14 protein-coding genes and 2 tRNA genes are annotated in these 14,833 nt (G+C 54.3%); 10 read left to right on the forward strand and 6 right to left on the reverse strand.

The annotated features are described in order from the left end of the window. Positions 1-179 precede the first annotated feature (179 nt). Both ACMGG1_RS08175 and ACMGG1_RS08180 read left to right on the forward strand, forming a co-directional pair. A complete protein-coding gene (locus ACMGG1_RS08175; RefSeq protein ID WP_046373171.1) occupies positions 180-1,220 on the forward strand; it encodes a LacI family DNA-binding transcriptional regulator in 1,041 nt (346 codons plus the stop codon). A gap of 275 nt (positions 1,221-1,495) precedes the next feature. Continuing rightward, entirely contained in the window at positions 1,496-1,900 is a 405-nt protein-coding gene (locus tag ACMGG1_RS08180; RefSeq protein ID WP_142814933.1) for a DUF2251 domain-containing protein, read from the forward strand. 247 nt (positions 1,901-2,147) lie between these two features. On the opposite strand, the gene ACMGG1_RS08185 is transcribed toward ACMGG1_RS08180, so the two are convergent. After that, positions 2,148-2,459, reverse strand: coding sequence for a hypothetical protein (locus ACMGG1_RS08185; RefSeq protein ID WP_116690198.1), 312 nt, complete (start codon positions 2,457-2,459; stop codon positions 2,148-2,150). A 474-nt stretch (positions 2,460-2,933) separates the two neighbouring features. Between ACMGG1_RS08185 and ACMGG1_RS08190 the strand changes: the two genes are divergently transcribed. Beyond that, a complete protein-coding gene (locus ACMGG1_RS08190; protein WP_130016390.1) occupies positions 2,934-3,551 on the forward strand; it encodes a dTMP kinase in 618 nt (205 codons plus the stop codon). Positions 3,552-3,744: 193 nt separating this feature from the next. Here the strand turns inward: ACMGG1_RS08190 and ACMGG1_RS08195 are convergent. Beyond that, positions 3,745-3,820 (reverse strand) — tRNA-Asn (locus tag ACMGG1_RS08195). Between the two features lie 101 nt (positions 3,821-3,921). Beyond that, entirely contained in the window at positions 3,922-4,710 is a 789-nt protein-coding gene (gene mtfA, locus ACMGG1_RS08200) for a DgsA anti-repressor MtfA (RefSeq protein ID WP_261439359.1), read from the reverse strand. Between the two features lie 92 nt (positions 4,711-4,802). On the opposite strand from mtfA, the gene ACMGG1_RS08205 reads away from it, so the two are divergent. Beyond that, positions 4,803-4,892 (forward strand) — tRNA-Ser (locus tag ACMGG1_RS08205). Positions 4,893-4,977: 85 nt separating this feature from the next. On the opposite strand, the gene ACMGG1_RS08210 is transcribed toward ACMGG1_RS08205, so the two are convergent. Next, positions 4,978-5,940: a GlxA family transcriptional regulator gene (locus ACMGG1_RS08210; protein WP_400826083.1), complete on the reverse strand. Its 963-nt coding sequence runs from the start codon at positions 5,938-5,940 to the stop codon at positions 4,978-4,980. A gap of 162 nt (positions 5,941-6,102) precedes the next feature. Between ACMGG1_RS08210 and ACMGG1_RS08215 the strand changes: the two genes are divergently transcribed. The 6 genes from ACMGG1_RS08215 (at position 6,103) to ACMGG1_RS08240 (ending at position 12,560) form a co-directional block, all read left to right on the forward strand. Further along, positions 6,103-6,789, forward strand: a complete 687-nt coding sequence (locus ACMGG1_RS08215) for a cysteine hydrolase family protein (protein WP_201896244.1) — start codon at positions 6,103-6,105, stop codon at positions 6,787-6,789. 270 nt (positions 6,790-7,059) lie between these two features. After that, a complete protein-coding gene (locus ACMGG1_RS08220) occupies positions 7,060-8,040 on the forward strand; it encodes an AraC family transcriptional regulator (RefSeq protein WP_041414736.1) in 981 nt (326 codons plus the stop codon). 331 nt (positions 8,041-8,371) lie between these two features. Further along, on the forward strand, positions 8,372-9,394 hold the full coding sequence (locus tag ACMGG1_RS08225; RefSeq protein ID WP_414161279.1) for a DUF1254 domain-containing protein: 1,023 nt from the start codon (positions 8,372-8,374) through the stop codon (positions 9,392-9,394). Positions 9,395-9,612: 218 nt separating this feature from the next. Continuing rightward, positions 9,613-10,440, forward strand: coding sequence for an acid phosphatase (locus ACMGG1_RS08230; protein WP_130016386.1), 828 nt, complete (start codon positions 9,613-9,615; stop codon positions 10,438-10,440). Between the two features lie 229 nt (positions 10,441-10,669). Beyond that, a complete protein-coding gene (locus ACMGG1_RS08235; protein WP_230090324.1) occupies positions 10,670-11,254 on the forward strand; it encodes a hypothetical protein in 585 nt (194 codons plus the stop codon). A 436-nt stretch (positions 11,255-11,690) separates the two neighbouring features. After that, a complete protein-coding gene (locus ACMGG1_RS08240; RefSeq protein ID WP_414161280.1) occupies positions 11,691-12,560 on the forward strand; it encodes a MipA/OmpV family protein in 870 nt (289 codons plus the stop codon). Positions 12,561-12,619: 59 nt separating this feature from the next. Here the strand turns inward: ACMGG1_RS08240 and lptG are convergent, their stop codons facing one another. Then, complete coding sequence (gene lptG, locus ACMGG1_RS08245; protein ID WP_149572703.1) at positions 12,620-13,699, reverse strand: LPS export ABC transporter permease LptG; 1,080 nt, start codon at positions 13,697-13,699, stop codon at positions 12,620-12,622. Next, the gene (gene lptF, locus ACMGG1_RS08250) at positions 13,696-14,766 is read right to left on the reverse strand and encodes an LPS export ABC transporter permease LptF (protein ID WP_414161281.1); all 1,071 of its coding nucleotides are present in this window, start codon (positions 14,764-14,766) and stop codon (positions 13,696-13,698) included. Before lptF ends, lptG begins: the two co-directional genes overlap by 4 nt. Positions 14,767-14,833 lie beyond the last annotated feature (67 nt).

A 14,833-nucleotide genomic window follows, 5' to 3' on the forward strand; every position in this document is an offset into this window, starting at 1 on the left:
CCCATTCTTTTTGCACGTGTGTGCAAATAACTAGAGGATAAAAATTGCGCTGTCAATCGCGTGATGAAACAATTCAACCTACTCGTCACAAAAATGAAACAAATTGACCGCTAAAAATTTGCACAGCTTTGCAAAATGCGGCAAACTTTTCTCAGAGCGCGTAACGGATGGAAGTGAAGATGGCGATGGACAAGGCGATGATCAGTGCGAAAGACGTAGCGGAACTGGCCGGGGTCTCCCGTTCGGCGGTCTCGCGGACTTATACGCCCGGCGCAAGCGTGTCGGCGACAACCCGCGAAAGGGTGATGCGAGCGGCCGAAGAGCTGGGTTATCACGTTAACCATTTGGCACGGGGACTGGTGCGCAACCGCAGCGGCATTGTCTGCCTGATCGTTTCGGAGCTGGCGACGCCTTATCGGGCCAGCCTGGTGCGATTGCTGACCCAGCATCTGCAGGATGCGGGAAAAATCGCCATGTTGATTAACACCGATCGCTCCGATGACAGCGTGTCCCAGGCATTACAGCAGGCGATTAACTTCCGCGCAGATGCTTCTTTTGTGCTCTCCGGCATGCCGGACAGCGGCATCGCCCGCCTGTGCCACAAACACGGACAGCGGCTGGTGCTGATCAACCGTAACGATACCTTGCCCGGCTCGCTCAGCATCCGGCTGGATAACGAAGAGGCGGCTGGCAGGGTGGTGATGGCGTTTGCCCGTGCGGGCTGCCGACGCATTGCATTCGCCAACTCATTGGCCGGTACGCCAAGCCTGATGGCGCGTGAGCGCGGTTTTCTGCAGGCGGCGGAAGCTGCGGGGCTGGAGGTGAGCGTCGAGCGTTTTGGCACCACCTCTTATGAGAGCGGCCAGATCCTGGCGCACCGTTTGCTGACCCGGCGTGAACGCCCTGATGCGGTATTCTGCGTCACCGATTTGCTGGCCTGCGGTTTTATGGACGAGGCGCGCCATCGTTTTGGGCTACGCATTCCGGAAGATCTATGCGTCGCGGGCTACGACGATATTCCGCAGGCGGCGTGGTCCTCTTATAACCTCACCACCTTTACCCAGCCGGTGGCGTTATTTGCTCAGGATGCGGTTTCCTGGCTGATGGCGGAAGAGCAGAAGGAAGAGAATACGATGCCGACGCTGGGCCAGGAGATACCGGGTGAAACCCGGCTGTATCATGCCGATTTCGTCTGGCGCGGCACCATTCGCGGTGCCTGACACAAACCCGTTACCCATTCGGGCTTGTCATCTGCCGATCGTTCTACAATGTTCTCTGCAAGCGAAGGGTAGCTAGAACGATGCGCGGAGTGGGATCGTATTCAAAGGGCTCTGACAGTCTGCTTTGTGCCAGAAGCAGACCTTTCTAAAGCAATTGTGTGTCAACAAAGTGGGCGCAGGTCACGGGCTTATTTCATCGCAGGGATGTTATGGTAAATTGCTTGTCAGTTTGAATGCAGCCTAATCAAACAACCAGGGAAAGGAGAGTAATCGGTATGACGATTTTAGTGACGATACAGGCTCAACTCATTGTTGGAGAAGCGCAGGTGATAAAAAGCCTGGCTCCTGAGGGTATGCTGGCCGCCGTATTTGAAGACGACGGCCAGACCGGGTATTTCTACGCGCTTGATGAGTCCGTTGAAGGAAACCCGATTCAGGATGCAGTGTATATCTACAATGTCGAGGATATTTCAGACGGCCACATTCCTTCTGACGTTAAAATCGGCTGGTCAGAAGACAGTCAGAAGTGCGTGCTCCTTATCAACGGATATCCGCATGGAGCGTTCGATTTCGTTGGGAAAAATGGGTACTGCAGAAGTGGATTTCCTCCCCCGATAAACAAGGTATGGTCTGTGTCCGGCCATGAGTGGAGCGATTCGGTGGATGACTTTTTCCGGTGAGTTACGGCGGGCTTAACGCCTGCCGTTATTATCTATCCATATTGAAAATGTCACTCTGAAGGGGGCGGACGATTTCCTGGACTTTCAGGAGATAAACTATGTATTCAGAATGTCCGCTTCTCGCTCATAGCGGACCTGACAGCCAACTGGTCTGACAGCTTCGTACCAGAAGCGGGAGTTGATTCTCTGAATTAATACTTGTGTTATGGCAATTCCGGGTTCCCGATAGGTTGCCCCGGAAATGAGATTAAAGCGGTACGAAGGCTTCAACAACATGCTGGAAAACGTAAGGGTCAGAAAGTAGTTCAAATTCTTCGTCGTCCGGGTAGGTGACCGCCACATGATAGTTTTCTCCGGCAAATGCCTTCACCGACTTTAGATCCTGCCAGTAAGTAGCCAGAAAAAAATGTTCCCAGCCCCCCTGAGTTTCCCTGCGAACGAACGCGCCTTTGTTCCCTGATATGCTCCTTGAATGTTCTATTCCTGTTTTCTCAAGGTGCTTTGCAAAGCTTTCTGCATGTTCAAGTGGAACACAACCGTGCCAGGTCCTTACAATCATTAGCTTTCCCTCTTGTGATGGTAAAAATATAACCATACCACTGGAAGGTACTTCTTGGTGTAATTCACGAAGAGTATTCCCTCGTGAATGAATGTTATCGAACACTCCTCACTCCGGTTTATCATTCTGCTCCTTCCTCAAAGCTGCCCATCAACGCCGGTCTGCTTTAAAAACAGGCTTGGCGGGGGATGCTTTCCGTTTTGTCAGCGGATCCCTTAAACTACCTCGCGCAGGTCACAACCTATGGGCTATGACCATGCACGGCCGTAATTCTGGGTTTTTAAACGGGTGAGTTAGCGCCATTGCCGGAATGTTCATCGGTGTCTGTTGATAAAATCCCTCGATCCGATTCGCGCTGACGCGCCAGGTGCCCCGACGAACCAAGAGGGAGGGCAGCTATTCATACCAAGGAAGTAAGATGTTTTTGCCAGATTCAAGCTTTACAAAAACCGTATATCAATCGTCATTTGCAGAATGAGTCGTCAGCTGTTTGTTGCTCTGGATGGGCCCAAGGGCGCCGGTAAAACCACACTGTTGGAAGCCATTACGAAAAGACTAAGGGCAGACCACAAGAAGGTGATCCGACTTTGTGAGAAAAAAAGCGATCCCTACAGGGCGGAAACCATGGCCCTTGTTAACAAACTCGCCAGAAATCCCACTCTGGATTTGGAACTGGAGGTCTGTGCGCGTTTTGCGGATAGCCGTGCATGGATTTCCCAGCATGTACTGACTAGACAGCCACCGGACAGCATTATCTTGATGGATCGCTGGTATCCCTCGGATGCCGCGTTTCGTCGGATGCTTCCATTTGCCGAGATTTTACAGCTCAACATTGAACGAAACGTGCGAGCGCCAGACCTGCATGTCGGGGTTGTTACTGCGCCTGAGATCTCATGGGCGAGGGCCGCGGCTCGGCCGCGTGGGCTAAGCAGTACGGTGATTCATAAGCTGGAAGAGCACGTTGCTTGTACCCATGCGTTCGAGAGAGAAATTGCAAACCACGGCTGGTTTTTATGCCGTAATGAAGGCCTGCTCGAAGACGCAACGATGCAGGTGATTGCCGAGATCTACAAAGTGTCTGGATGCCCATAGTCATCGGTGGGCAGAGCTTGCGCCACTCTTCAACTCTGTGTGAGCCTCAGAAAAGCTATAGTGCTTCCTGGCCGAAAGCACTGAACACCGTTAACGCGGCATCGTTATGGATAACATCGGATTCTGTCAAAGATTCAGCAAACCCGAACAGCAAAAAGCCCGCTTAAGTTTCCTTAAGCGGGCTTCTCTAATATGGCTCCTCTGACTGGACTCGAACCAGTGACATACGGATTAACAGTCCGCCGTTCTACCGACTGAACTACAGAGGAATTGTCTGAACGGGGCGCATCATATCCAGCCACCTGGAGTGTGTCAACGCTAAATTCGCCGATTCGGTGTGACTGCTCAGCATCTGAGCAATGTGGCCGACTTAAGGCAGTTCCGTACCGCTATCGGCCTGAAGCCGTTGTAAACGCGCCAGCGGATCCTGCTTATAGAAGCGGGTGAAATGTTGATACAGCGCCGGAAAGCGGTTGGCCAACAGCTCGGGTGCGCTGAAAAAATACTCCGACAGTACGGCGAAGCACTCGGCCGGATCGGTGGCGGCGTAAGCGTCCATGCTGGCGGCTTCTTCGCCCACCATGTCGATCTCGTCCTGCAGATTTTCCATTGCTGCGTGCAAGTCATGTTCCCAGGCGGCAATGTCGCGCAGCGGAAGAGGGGGCACACCGGTGGCGCTGCCGCCGTTGCGCATATCCAGCTTGTGGACGGCTTCGTGGATCACCAGGTTAAAGCCGGAAAGATCGAACGAGTCCTGCACGTCCTGCCAGTTAAGCACGATCGGCCCCTGTTCCCAGCTTTGACCGGACTGCACCACCGGCCCGGTGTGCACCAGGCCGAAGTCGTCCTGCCATTCGTCCTCTACCACAAAGGGCGTCGGGTAGAGCAGGATCTCATTGAAACCGTCGAGGCATTCGGCACCCAGCTCAAGCACCGGCAGGGCGAACAGCAGGGCGATGCGTGCCTGCATCTGTGACGTCAACTGCAGCCCCTGCAAGGGGACGATGCTTTTTTGCTGTAAAATCTGCCCGGCAACGGCAATCAGCCGCTGTTGTTCCTGCTCATCCAAAGGAGAAAGCAGAGGGATTGCCAGCGCGTCTTGCCACTGGGCAAGCGTTTCCGCCTGCGGTTGTTGCGTTTTCCACGGCCATTTAATCATCGCGTTGCTCGTAAAATCGTCACTTGAACATTCGGCTGGAGGCTAACTCTGTAAAAATGCCGCAAAAAGGGGCATGATAGCAAGCACTTGAAGGAGAGATGCCGGAGCGGCTGAACGGACCAGTCTCGAAAACTGGAGTAGGGGCAACTCTACCGGGGGTTCAAATCCCCCTCTCTCCGCCATTATTCAATCACTTACAGATGATTTTGTCTGTGATCCACGCCTCACCCGTCCTCACGCGATAAAAAAACACCGCTGCCGTTATTCTTAATGATCCGTTACCCGAAACTCTTTGCGATATAAGGACGGGGACGTTTTGAACTGCCGTTGAAAATACCTGCGCATTGACAGCGCAGTGGCGAAACCTGCAGCCTGTGCGATGCGTTCAACCGGCTGGTCAGTTTTCTCCAGGAAGCGCTGCGCCATCGCCAGTCGTTGGTTCAACAGCCACTGCATCACGCTGGTACCGGTGGTTTGCTGAAAACGGCGGGTAAAGCTGCGGCGGCTCATGCAGGCTCTTTCCGCCAGTTGGTCCAGCGTCAGCGGCTGCTGCAGATTTTCTGTCGCCCAATTCAGCGTTTGCATAAATCTGTCCCCTCCGGCGGTGTTATACACCGGCTGCTCGATAAACTGCGCCTGGCCCCCTTGTCTATGCGGCGGCACCACCAACTGCCGGGCTACCGCATTGGCTGTCTCTGCGCCACAACGCTTGCGTACCAGATGCAGGCAGCAGTCGATGCTGGCGGCGGTTCCTGCCGAAGTGACGATATCGTCGTTATCCACGTACAGCACGTTCTTGTCTACGGAGACCTGCGGATAGCGCTGCAGGAAGTCCGACATCCACCGCCAATGGGTGGTTGCCGGTCGTCCATTGAGCAGCCCGGCTGCCGCCAGAACAAATGCCCCCATGCACAACCCGACCAGAGTGGCTCCGCGCGCATGGGCACTGAGCAAGGCATCGATTAACGGTGTCGGTGGCAGGACTTCGGGATCGCTCCAGCTCGGCACTATCACCATATCGGCTTGTGCCAGCGCCGCCAGCCCATATTCCGCGATAATCGAGAAGCCGGCGTTGGTTTTCAATGGCCCAGGCTCGGTGGCGCAAATCAATAATTGATACGCCGGTTCGCCCTTGCCGTTTAACGCCTTCTCAAAGACCGCGCAGGGGACCGAAAGGTGAAACGGGATGATATTGTTAAAAACCACGATACCCACTTTAAGTGGCGACATACGGCTTCCTTTGATGGTTAAACGCCGGCAGGAAATCTGGCCTGATGGTATCGCTTTTGGGTGTTGCGCTATCTGTTATCACGCCCCCAAAACCCACAGAATTTATCCCGACCCTGGCAGGATATTGCCTGCTGTTTTCTGCTCTAACAAGGATAAATGAGAATGAAAAAACTGATGGCTTGCAGCGCATTGACGCTCTCGATGGTGGCTTCCAGCCTGGCTTTTTCCGCCGACACGCCAGCCGCAACGACCATTCGTACCCTGAGTGGTGCCCAGCCAACGCAATCCTTATCAGCCAATGCCACGGCGCTGTTAGTGATTGATTATCAAAATGAATATTTTATAGGCAAAATGCCGATCCCCGACGGCGTTAAGGCGTTGAAAAATACGCAGCGCTTAGTCAGTTTCGCCCATCAGCATAAGATGCCGGTGTTTTTTGTGCGTCATCTTGGCCCGGCGAATGGCCCTCTGTTTGCCGAAGGGAGCAAGTTCGCCGAATTCCATCCTGACCTGCAACCCTCTGGCAGCGATCGTGTTATTACCAAAGCCACCCCCAGCTCGTTTGTCGGTACCGATCTGGATCGTCAACTTAAGCAGGCCGGTATCAAGCAGCTGGTGATCAGCGGTTTGATGACCCATATGTGTGTTTCATCAACGGCGCGCGATGCGGTACCGCTGGGGTATACGGTGATTATTCCTGAAGATGCCACCGCCACCCGCGATCTGGCTACCTGGGACAACCAAATTGTCGACCACGCCGTGCTGCAACGTGCCGCGCTGGCCGGGGTAGCCGATGTGTTTGCCGAAATCAAAACTACCGATCAGGTATTGGCGCTGCCGGTGAATTGAGCGGCTTAATGGAGTGCCGCTGTGCTCAAACAGACAGCGGCATTGCGGCTTCTGCGTGGGAGGGGAATGGAGCTGGGGGACTACGAATGAAACGCGTTACGCGAAGATATAGTTTTTTCTCCAAGGTCAGATATACTCCTCAAAATTGGTTATCCGTCGTACATAACGCCGCGATCAGAAGCTTGGGTTGGGCAATGTTTTTGCTCCGACGCTGCTCTGTGCGCTCAAACAGTTTCTCTTCGTAGGCCTTAATAACAGGTGCGAACGCCGATGACGAATATTACGCCTTCCATCAAGCTGAGAAGTTTTCTCCAGATGGCCCCTTATCTGGCCATGCGAGGGGTATCGTCGTTGGAGTTCTTTCAACGCCTTGGCATTTCCCCAAACATTTTCCAAAACCCCGATATCTGGATCCCGCGCTCGGCCTGTTTTCGTATTGCCAATGAAATGGCTGCCATCACGCAGGATCCTTTTGGTGGCGCCTATGTGGGGCACCTGACCGAAATTCGTTCGCTTGGCGTTTGGGGCGAAATGATCATGAACTCAACGAATATCGCCCAGGCCTGTGCGCTGGCGGCAACCCACGCGGCCATGCTGCATCAGGGGGGAGAAGTAAACATTGTCACCGAAGGCCGTACGACGAAACTCATCCACCAATTCACCGGGCAATATGAAGCCGATCCGCGGCAATTTATCCTCGGCAGTTTGGCGGTGCTCAGAAAAGTTCCGCTGATGTCCGGCGAGCCTTCTTCCATCCGTGTTCACATCAAGTCCTCGAGGGAAAGAGGGGACGACGCGCTTGAAGAGTGCCTGGGGCCGAATCTGGTGATGAATTCGAACTACAACATGATTGAGTTCGACCGCGATTTGCTCGAGATCCCGCTGAAAAATATCCGTGATGAGGCTTGGAAAACCACTGAAGCCTTGCGGACGACGGTTGAAACGGCAGGCGCGTTAATCAAACGGATCGCCGATCCGGAGCAGCCTAAACTTACCGTTATTTCCAAAAGCATCAGGCTGTCCCCGAGAACCCTGCAGCGTCGTCTCAAGTATTGCGGTGTCGAATTCGAAGCCCTGCGTGATGAAACCCGTCGCTGCGAAGCTCTGCAGCTCATGGCCAGCGGCAAATACTCGGCGACGGAAATTGCCTATATGGTCGGTTACAGCGATCAGGCGCACTTTACTCGCGCTTTTAAACGCTGGACCGGAAGCACGCCGTCGTTTTACCGCTCAGCCTCAAAGAAAGGCTGAGCGTCAACTTCCTCGCAGCCACAAACACGCCAAAGATTTCTCCCCCATTTTAATGCCTCCTGGGGTCATCCGACTCTGGGTGCTTTGCGTCACCAGCAATTTCTCCCAATCGATAACGCTCAGCAACAATAAAGCCCATCTCCCCTGTATTTTGCGTCCCTTATGCCTGCCGGCTTTATCTTTGGCGTCAAATGGCAAGTCTCTTTCGAGGCGTTCTTATACAGTCCGCTAAGACAATTCCTAGCGTCGCTGGCGATGCGTTCAGAGATCGCAAAATAAGAAAGGATTGGCATTGGGAAACTGTATTAATTCATACCATCAGGGGGGTTACATGACTTATCTATCCACGGCCAGCGTGGTCGCACTCACATTGGCAACATTGGCAAGTGCGAACGCTCAATCCGTCGCGGGCGAAATGATGCCGGTGGGCGTCGATAATTTTATCCGTGCCGAGTCCGATCTCTATATGGGCAATATGGTGAAGGAGGGCGGCCTTGGACGGTTTGTGCATAGTCGCGAACCCGTTGCCATTGACGCGCAAAGTGTCATCCGCATGAATCGGGATACGCTTTATTCGAGTGCGGTATTCGATCTTGATGCCGGCCCGGTCACCATCAGCTTGCCTGAAGCGGGTAAAAGATTCATGTCGATGCTGGTGGTCAATGAAGATCACTACGTACCCGCCGTCTTTTACGGCGCCGGCAGCCGTACTTTAACCAAAGATGCGGTCGGCACTCGCTATGTTTTTGTCGCGATCCGTACGCTGGTCGATCCCTCCGATCGCAAAGACCTTGAGCAGGTACATGTACTGCAGGATGCCATCAAGGTCAGTCAGGCACGGGCAGGGGAATTCGTCGTACCGAAATGGGATCCGGTGAGTCAGAAAAAGATGCGCGATGCCCTATTGGTACTCGGCGCTACGCTCCCTAACTATAACCAGGCTTTTGGTACCAAGAGCTCGGTTGATCCTATTCAGCATTTGATTGCCACAGCTTCCGGCTGGGGCGGCAATCCGAGCAAGGACGCCATCTATCTCGGCGGCGTGATGCCGAAAAATGATGGGAAAACCGTTTATCGGCTCAAGGTCGGGCAGGTTCCGGTTAAAAGTTTCTGGTCCGTGAGCGTTTATAACGCCGCCGGTTATTTTGAAAAGAACCCCTATGATGCTTATTCGTTAAATAACCTCACCGCTAAAAAAAGTGATGATGGCTCGATTATGATCCAATTTGGGGGCTGCGACGGCAAGATTGCCAACTGTTTGCCGACAATGCCAGGCTGGAATTATACCGTCAGGCTTTATCAGCCTGGTAACGAAATTCTTAACGGTAAATGGCATTTCCCACAGCCGCAGTGATCCATTTTATTTAGTCGAGGCGACCAGCTTGCATGGCTGAAAATAATCGCCCCCGGTAGCGGTGGATTTATAACGTGGCCGGTGGCAAATATTCATGATTTGGCTGTTTTGGCGCGGCAGAGAATTCCGTCCTGAACCGAATAACACGGTGGGGGAATTACTGCGAGGCAATGAGAGTGCCATTCCCCCTGCGGCATAAACCGAATCTGGAGGCAACAATGAAAAAATCATGTCATCCCTTATATCTGATCGCGCCGTTAGCCGGTCTGTTGTATTCCGGCATTGCGGCGGCGAATGACACGGGCCCGGTGATTACGGACCCTCATTTTAAGCTGGCGCCAGGCTACCTGGAACCCGCCAGCCTACCGGTGCATTTAGCCTTGCTGGGGGCACCGCCAAAACCGGACTCTGCGGCTTTCGCACGCGATGAAGAAGCCAGGCGGGCCGCATTGGCTTTACGCGGCAGCGCTCGTGAAAAGCTGGCCGCGACGGATGCCGAGTTGACGTTCCCGGCCCCGGCTCAGGCGTTTTCGTGCGCGCTGGGCACTGATATCAACCAGAAAAATACCCCGCACCTCTACTCTATGATGCAGCGCGTATTGACGGATGCCGGTGGCTCAACCTATGCCGGAAAGAACGCCTATAACCGTACTCGCCCGTTTGTACAGCACAACGAGGGAACCTGCCGCAAGGACATGGAGCCCCTGTTGAAAAATGACGGTTCCTGGCCGTCCGGGCACTCGGCGGCAGGCTGGGCGTGGGGATTGGTGTTGGCCGAAATCCAGCCGGCACGGGCGACAGAGCTGTTGGCCCGTGGTTTGGCCTTTGGCCAAAGCCGTGTGATTTGTGATGCGCATTGGCAAAGTGACGTGGACGCGGGCCGCATCATGGGCGCCGCCACGGTAGCCGTTCTGCATGGCAATCCCGCTTTTATGGCAGATTTGGCTGCCGCGAAGCGCGAGGTGCAGGAGGCAACCAGGGCGAGCCTGAAACCTACCGAATCCTGCGCGGCTGAACGTGTTGCGCTCTCCCTGAGTATGCATTGAGAGGGCCATGGTCATGATGAACGGTGACAATCGATCAAACAGGTGTGCCGGACGCTTCCTGCCCGCTGCGTTATTAGCTTTTGGCGTTATCAGCTTCCCGGCGGAGGCGGTTCAACCGTTATCTGCGGGCTACCAGGCGGCGGACGAATGGCAGTTCACATTCGCGCCCTATGTATGGGCCGCAGGGATCCGGGGAGATATTGGCCACCGGTCGACCGGAACGCAGTTTATGAAAACCGATTTCTCCGACATCGCCCGCGATCTCGATGTGGCGGTGATGGGCATGGGGGAGGCGCGTAAAGGGCGTTACAGCCTGCTGGTGGACTTGATGTACATCGATACCACGACCCGTAACGATTTACCCGATGGCGCGCCGGCAGATCGCCTGAAAGTGGATAACAGGACGGTGTCAGGGTTCCTGGGCGGGGGATATACCCTGCTGGAAAAAGGCGGTGGCCGTCTTGATGCCGCGGGCGGTGCCAGGGTCTGGTACAGCAGCACCCGGTTAACTTTCCAGGGGGGAGATGCCGGCGGGATATCGGGTAGCGATCGAGCGACCTGGATAGATGCGGTCGCGGGATTGCGCGGGCACTATGCGCTGACGCCGACAGTCTGGCTGTCGGCCTGGGGATTGGCCGGGGGCGGGCAGTCCCGATTGGACTGGGATGTGGCAGGATTGGTGGGGTGGGAATTTATGTCGGGTTTCTCTGCGGTGGCCGGTTACCGGGCGATGGGGGTCGACTATCGTCATGACGGCTTCGTGTATGACGTGGTGCAACAGGGGCCAATATTGGGGGTGAGCGGCAGATTTTAACAGGGGAAATATAACGATCTCTCTAAAGGCTTGTCAGTCTGCGTGCCGCCAAAAATAATTAATACTGCTCAGAGAGTGGAATAAAAAACCTTAATTTAAAAATAATATCACTGTGCCACTGGCAGCGTGAATTACGTTGTGATTTTAAATTAACAGCTTGAGTGATTTTTTATCATTGAATTGTTTTGCAAACCACTTTCACATGTTTAGTGGCTTTTGGGCTGGCTTCTATTTACAGGTAGATAATAAGTGGGGGTATTTAAGAAACTGCTAGCAAGGTGAAAACCATTATTAATGGGGTTGGGTAAACTCGGATTTTAATTTTCCACTTTTAAAACAATAACCGGATGAGGCGTGTCCGGCGCTTATTTTCGCTTGCCGGAATAGAGGGCGACCAGACCGCGAAACAGACGAGTATTTAAGGAAGAATGACATTATGGCAATTAGCAAAAGAAAGCGGGTCCATGCTTTTTGGTTGATGGCTGCGCTACCGCTGTGTGCAAAGGCAGCTGCGCCGGTGGAGCAGGCGGTCAGTACCTCTGTTGCGCCACATTCGGCTGCAAGCGAGGCGATCCCTACCTTTGCGTTGGGGGCCGGGGTGGTGGTCAGCCCGCTGTATGAAGGCTCCTCGCGTTACGCGGTTTTCCCTTCACTGGTGGCGAAAGCCGTGATGCCGACGGAGAACTGGGGCACGTTTACGGCTGCATTTCCTGAAGGACTGCGGTGGGATCTGCCGAACCTGTCGACGTTCGGCGTAGCGCTGTTGGTGGGTTATGATCCTGGCCGTAAGGAAAAAATCCGTACCCTGGGGGGGCACAACAATTACCTGAAGGGGATGGGGGATCTGGACAACTCAGCGATGGTGGGGGCGGAAGCCTACTGGGGGCTCTCCGCCAGTCGATTGTTTGTTCGCGGCTGGCAAGCGACCCGCAGCCGTGAATACGGTGGCGAGGATCTGGGGCACACGGCGTATCTTGAAGCGGGGGCCTCCAGCGCATTGCCGCTGTCTTCTGCGCTGACGCTGGACTCCGCGCTATACGGCACCTGGGGTGATAAGGACGACATGATGGCTCACTTCGGGGTGACAGGCGAACAGGCGGCACGTACCGATTTTCGTGAGTATCACACCGGTGGGGGCATGCGGGATGTGACGCTCAAAACCGGTCTGACCTGGCAACTGCAGCCTCAGCTGGCGTTGCAGGGCGGGATGAAGCTCTATGCCCTGACCGCAGGGGCACGCCGCAGCCCGTTGACCGATAACAGCGTCGGCGCAGGCTTTTACCTGAATGCCCTGTATCAATTCTGATTCTGTCGCTGGTTGAATCCTGTCCCTCGCCACCTTCAGGGTGGGCTGGGGGACAGGCCCTAGTGTTGTTTATCGAAGCGGTAAACCAAGGCTAAAGCTATCAGCAGCAGCAACAGCGGTGGGGCCAGCGTCGTGAGTGGGACATTGAGCGAAAACAGCAGCCCGAGGTTGAGGATAATCTGGTAGATAATGTAGGTCAGCAACCCCACGATCACCCCTACGGCTAAACGGCTGCCTAGCCCGGGTGCGCGAGGAATACTGAAGGTGAAGGGGATGGCCAATAAAATCATCGCCAGGACCAACAGGGGGCGGCCCAATTTTTGCCATAACGCGATCCGGTACTCGGTGCTGGGTTGCTGCGAACTTTGCAGGTAGGTGATGTACTGTTTCAGCTGTTTGATGGAGAAGCTGTCGGCAGGCAAGGTCAGCCCTTTGAGGTTCATTCCGGCAAAAAGGGATTGCCAGAGCAAAGTATCCTGGGTTTGTACGCTCTCTTTTTTGTTGTCCCATTTTTTCTGCATAACTTTATGCAGCGTCCACTGTCCGTTATCGGCCGTGATGGCCGTCTCCGCATACACATAAGACTCCAGCGTGAGGTCGTCTTGGTAGCGGAATATCTCAATCCCGACGGGTTGGCTATGCTCGTCCAGAGATTTCACGGTAACAAATTCATTGCCCTTTCGGGCCCACAGGGCGTTACCCGCATCTGTGGCATTGCCGGTTTTTGCCAGGGCGCCGTCTTTAAGCTGCAATGCGTGTTGTTGCAGAGGGGAAGCGACCCATTCATCGAGTGCGCCTAACGACAGGTTGATAAACAGGCCGGCGTAGAGCGTTACCAGAGCAATGCGGAAAATTGAAAAACCGGCGGTGCGGATTGCCGTTAATTCCAGGCTTTTCGACATTTGGCCCAGCCCGATGATGCCGCCAAGCAGCGCGATAAAAGGCCCCAGATCCACCAGGCTTCGGGGCAATGTCATCAACACTACCAGTAATGCCTGGTTCCAATGGTAGCCGTTAGGGGTGACGTCCTCGAGTTCATTGATCAGATTGAAGGTGGTAAACAACGGGATTAACAATCCGGCCGCGGCGGCAAAGCCGATAAAAAGATTACGGATCAAATAACGGCTGAAGATGTTCATCGCAAGGGCTTCCTCAGCAGGGAAAAATCGCGCGCAATCAGGATTAGCATCCCAGCCAGCATGATTATCGGCACCAGCCAGACGCCCGGCGTGGTGGGGAGGGTCCCGTTAGCGACCAATGTCCGACAGATATTCCCACCATAAAAAATGGCGGTAAACAGCACGGTCAGGGGCAGCAAGGTGGCATAACGCCCCTGACGAGGTTTGATGCGGCTAAAGGGGATCGCCAATAACACCATCAGCAAAGTGGTGACGCCGCGGCTTTCTCGCCATTGTAATTCTGCCCGGTCCGCGGGATCCGATGAGCGCGACAGTTCCCCCAGCGAGGCTGATTTACGCTTCACTTCCAGGCTTTCGATAAAGGGCTTCAGTGATATCTTGAAGTTATTGTAATTCTGCATGTTGTCGTCGGTACCTTTGCGCTCCAGCACATAGGCCGTGCCCGTTTTCAGTATCACGGAGGGGCTTGAAGGCGAAGGATCTATGACCTCGACGGAATGAGCCCGATAGAGGCTGGTATTATTGGCCGAACGTGAATAAATCAATGCATCCGTCAGGTGATTTGAGGCCGGGTCAATGCGTGAGGCCATGATCATTCGGCCGCTGCCATTAACGTTAAACTTGTTCGCCTGCAGATGGCTGACATCCAGCACCGATTGCGACTGGCGTTCCAACTGATAAATGTTGCCGTACGCCCAGGGTCTGCCATACAGGGACAGCAGGGTGACAAACAGGGCCAGCGGAATGGCGAGTACCAACACCGCTTTGTACAGCCGCCACGGGCTGGCGCCTGAGGCGTGAATGGCGGTGATTTCGGAATCGCTGTAGAGCTGCCCCAGCGCCACCGCGACGGAAACATAGAGGCCTACCGGCAGCAGCATCTCCAGGGCAATCAATATTTTATAGCAGACAACGTCGAATACGATGTGCAGCGCCAGTGTGCCGTTGGCGGCCTCGGTGAGATAGCGCTGGGCCGAATAACTGGCAAACATGAAAATCAGAAAACCCACGATGATCATCACCAATCGGCGGATTTCAACCATGATATAGCGCTCAATCAACACCATAAGTTATAGACGTCCCTTATTATCAAACGCATGTTTTGCGGAAGAAGACCGGCTTTCAGCCTGTGTT

The sequence above is a fragment of the Serratia sp. BNK-12 genome, assembly GCF_047456085.1.
In the GTDB taxonomy this organism is placed as follows: Bacteria; Pseudomonadota; Gammaproteobacteria; order Enterobacterales; family Enterobacteriaceae; genus Serratia; species Serratia liquefaciens.

Excerpts from the sequence above, each read along its gene's own strand:
- ACMGG1_RS08185 (WP_116690198.1), bottom strand. The coding sequence starts at position 2,459 with ATGATTGTAAGGACCTGGCACGGTTGTGTTCCACTTGAACATGCAGAA.
- ACMGG1_RS08190 (WP_130016390.1), top strand. The coding sequence starts at position 2,934 with ATGAGTCGTCAGCTGTTTGTTGCTCTGGATGGGCCCAAGGGCGCCGGT.
- lptG (WP_149572703.1), bottom strand. The coding sequence starts at position 13,699 with ATGAACATCTTCAGCCGTTATTTGATCCGTAATCTTTTTATCGGCTTT.
- lptF (WP_414161281.1), bottom strand. The coding sequence starts at position 14,766 with ATGGTGTTGATTGAGCGCTATATCATGGTTGAAATCCGCCGATTGGTG.
- ACMGG1_RS08175 (WP_046373171.1), top strand. The coding sequence starts at position 180 with ATGGCGATGGACAAGGCGATGATCAGTGCGAAAGACGTAGCGGAACTG.
- ACMGG1_RS08225 (WP_414161279.1), top strand. The coding sequence starts at position 8,372 with ATGACTTATCTATCCACGGCCAGCGTGGTCGCACTCACATTGGCAACA.
- ACMGG1_RS08220 (WP_041414736.1), top strand. The coding sequence starts at position 7,060 with ATGACGAATATTACGCCTTCCATCAAGCTGAGAAGTTTTCTCCAGATG.
- ACMGG1_RS08240 (WP_414161280.1), top strand. The coding sequence starts at position 11,691 with ATGGCAATTAGCAAAAGAAAGCGGGTCCATGCTTTTTGGTTGATGGCT.
- ACMGG1_RS08215 (WP_201896244.1), top strand. The coding sequence starts at position 6,103 with ATGAAAAAACTGATGGCTTGCAGCGCATTGACGCTCTCGATGGTGGCT.
- ACMGG1_RS08180 (WP_142814933.1), top strand. The coding sequence starts at position 1,496 with ATGACGATTTTAGTGACGATACAGGCTCAACTCATTGTTGGAGAAGCG.
- ACMGG1_RS08230 (WP_130016386.1), top strand. The coding sequence starts at position 9,613 with ATGAAAAAATCATGTCATCCCTTATATCTGATCGCGCCGTTAGCCGGT.
- ACMGG1_RS08210 (WP_400826083.1), bottom strand. The coding sequence starts at position 5,940 with ATGTCGCCACTTAAAGTGGGTATCGTGGTTTTTAACAATATCATCCCG.
- ACMGG1_RS08235 (WP_230090324.1), top strand. The coding sequence starts at position 10,670 with ATGAAAACCGATTTCTCCGACATCGCCCGCGATCTCGATGTGGCGGTG.
- mtfA (WP_261439359.1), bottom strand. The coding sequence starts at position 4,710 with ATGATTAAATGGCCGTGGAAAACGCAACAACCGCAGGCGGAAACGCTT.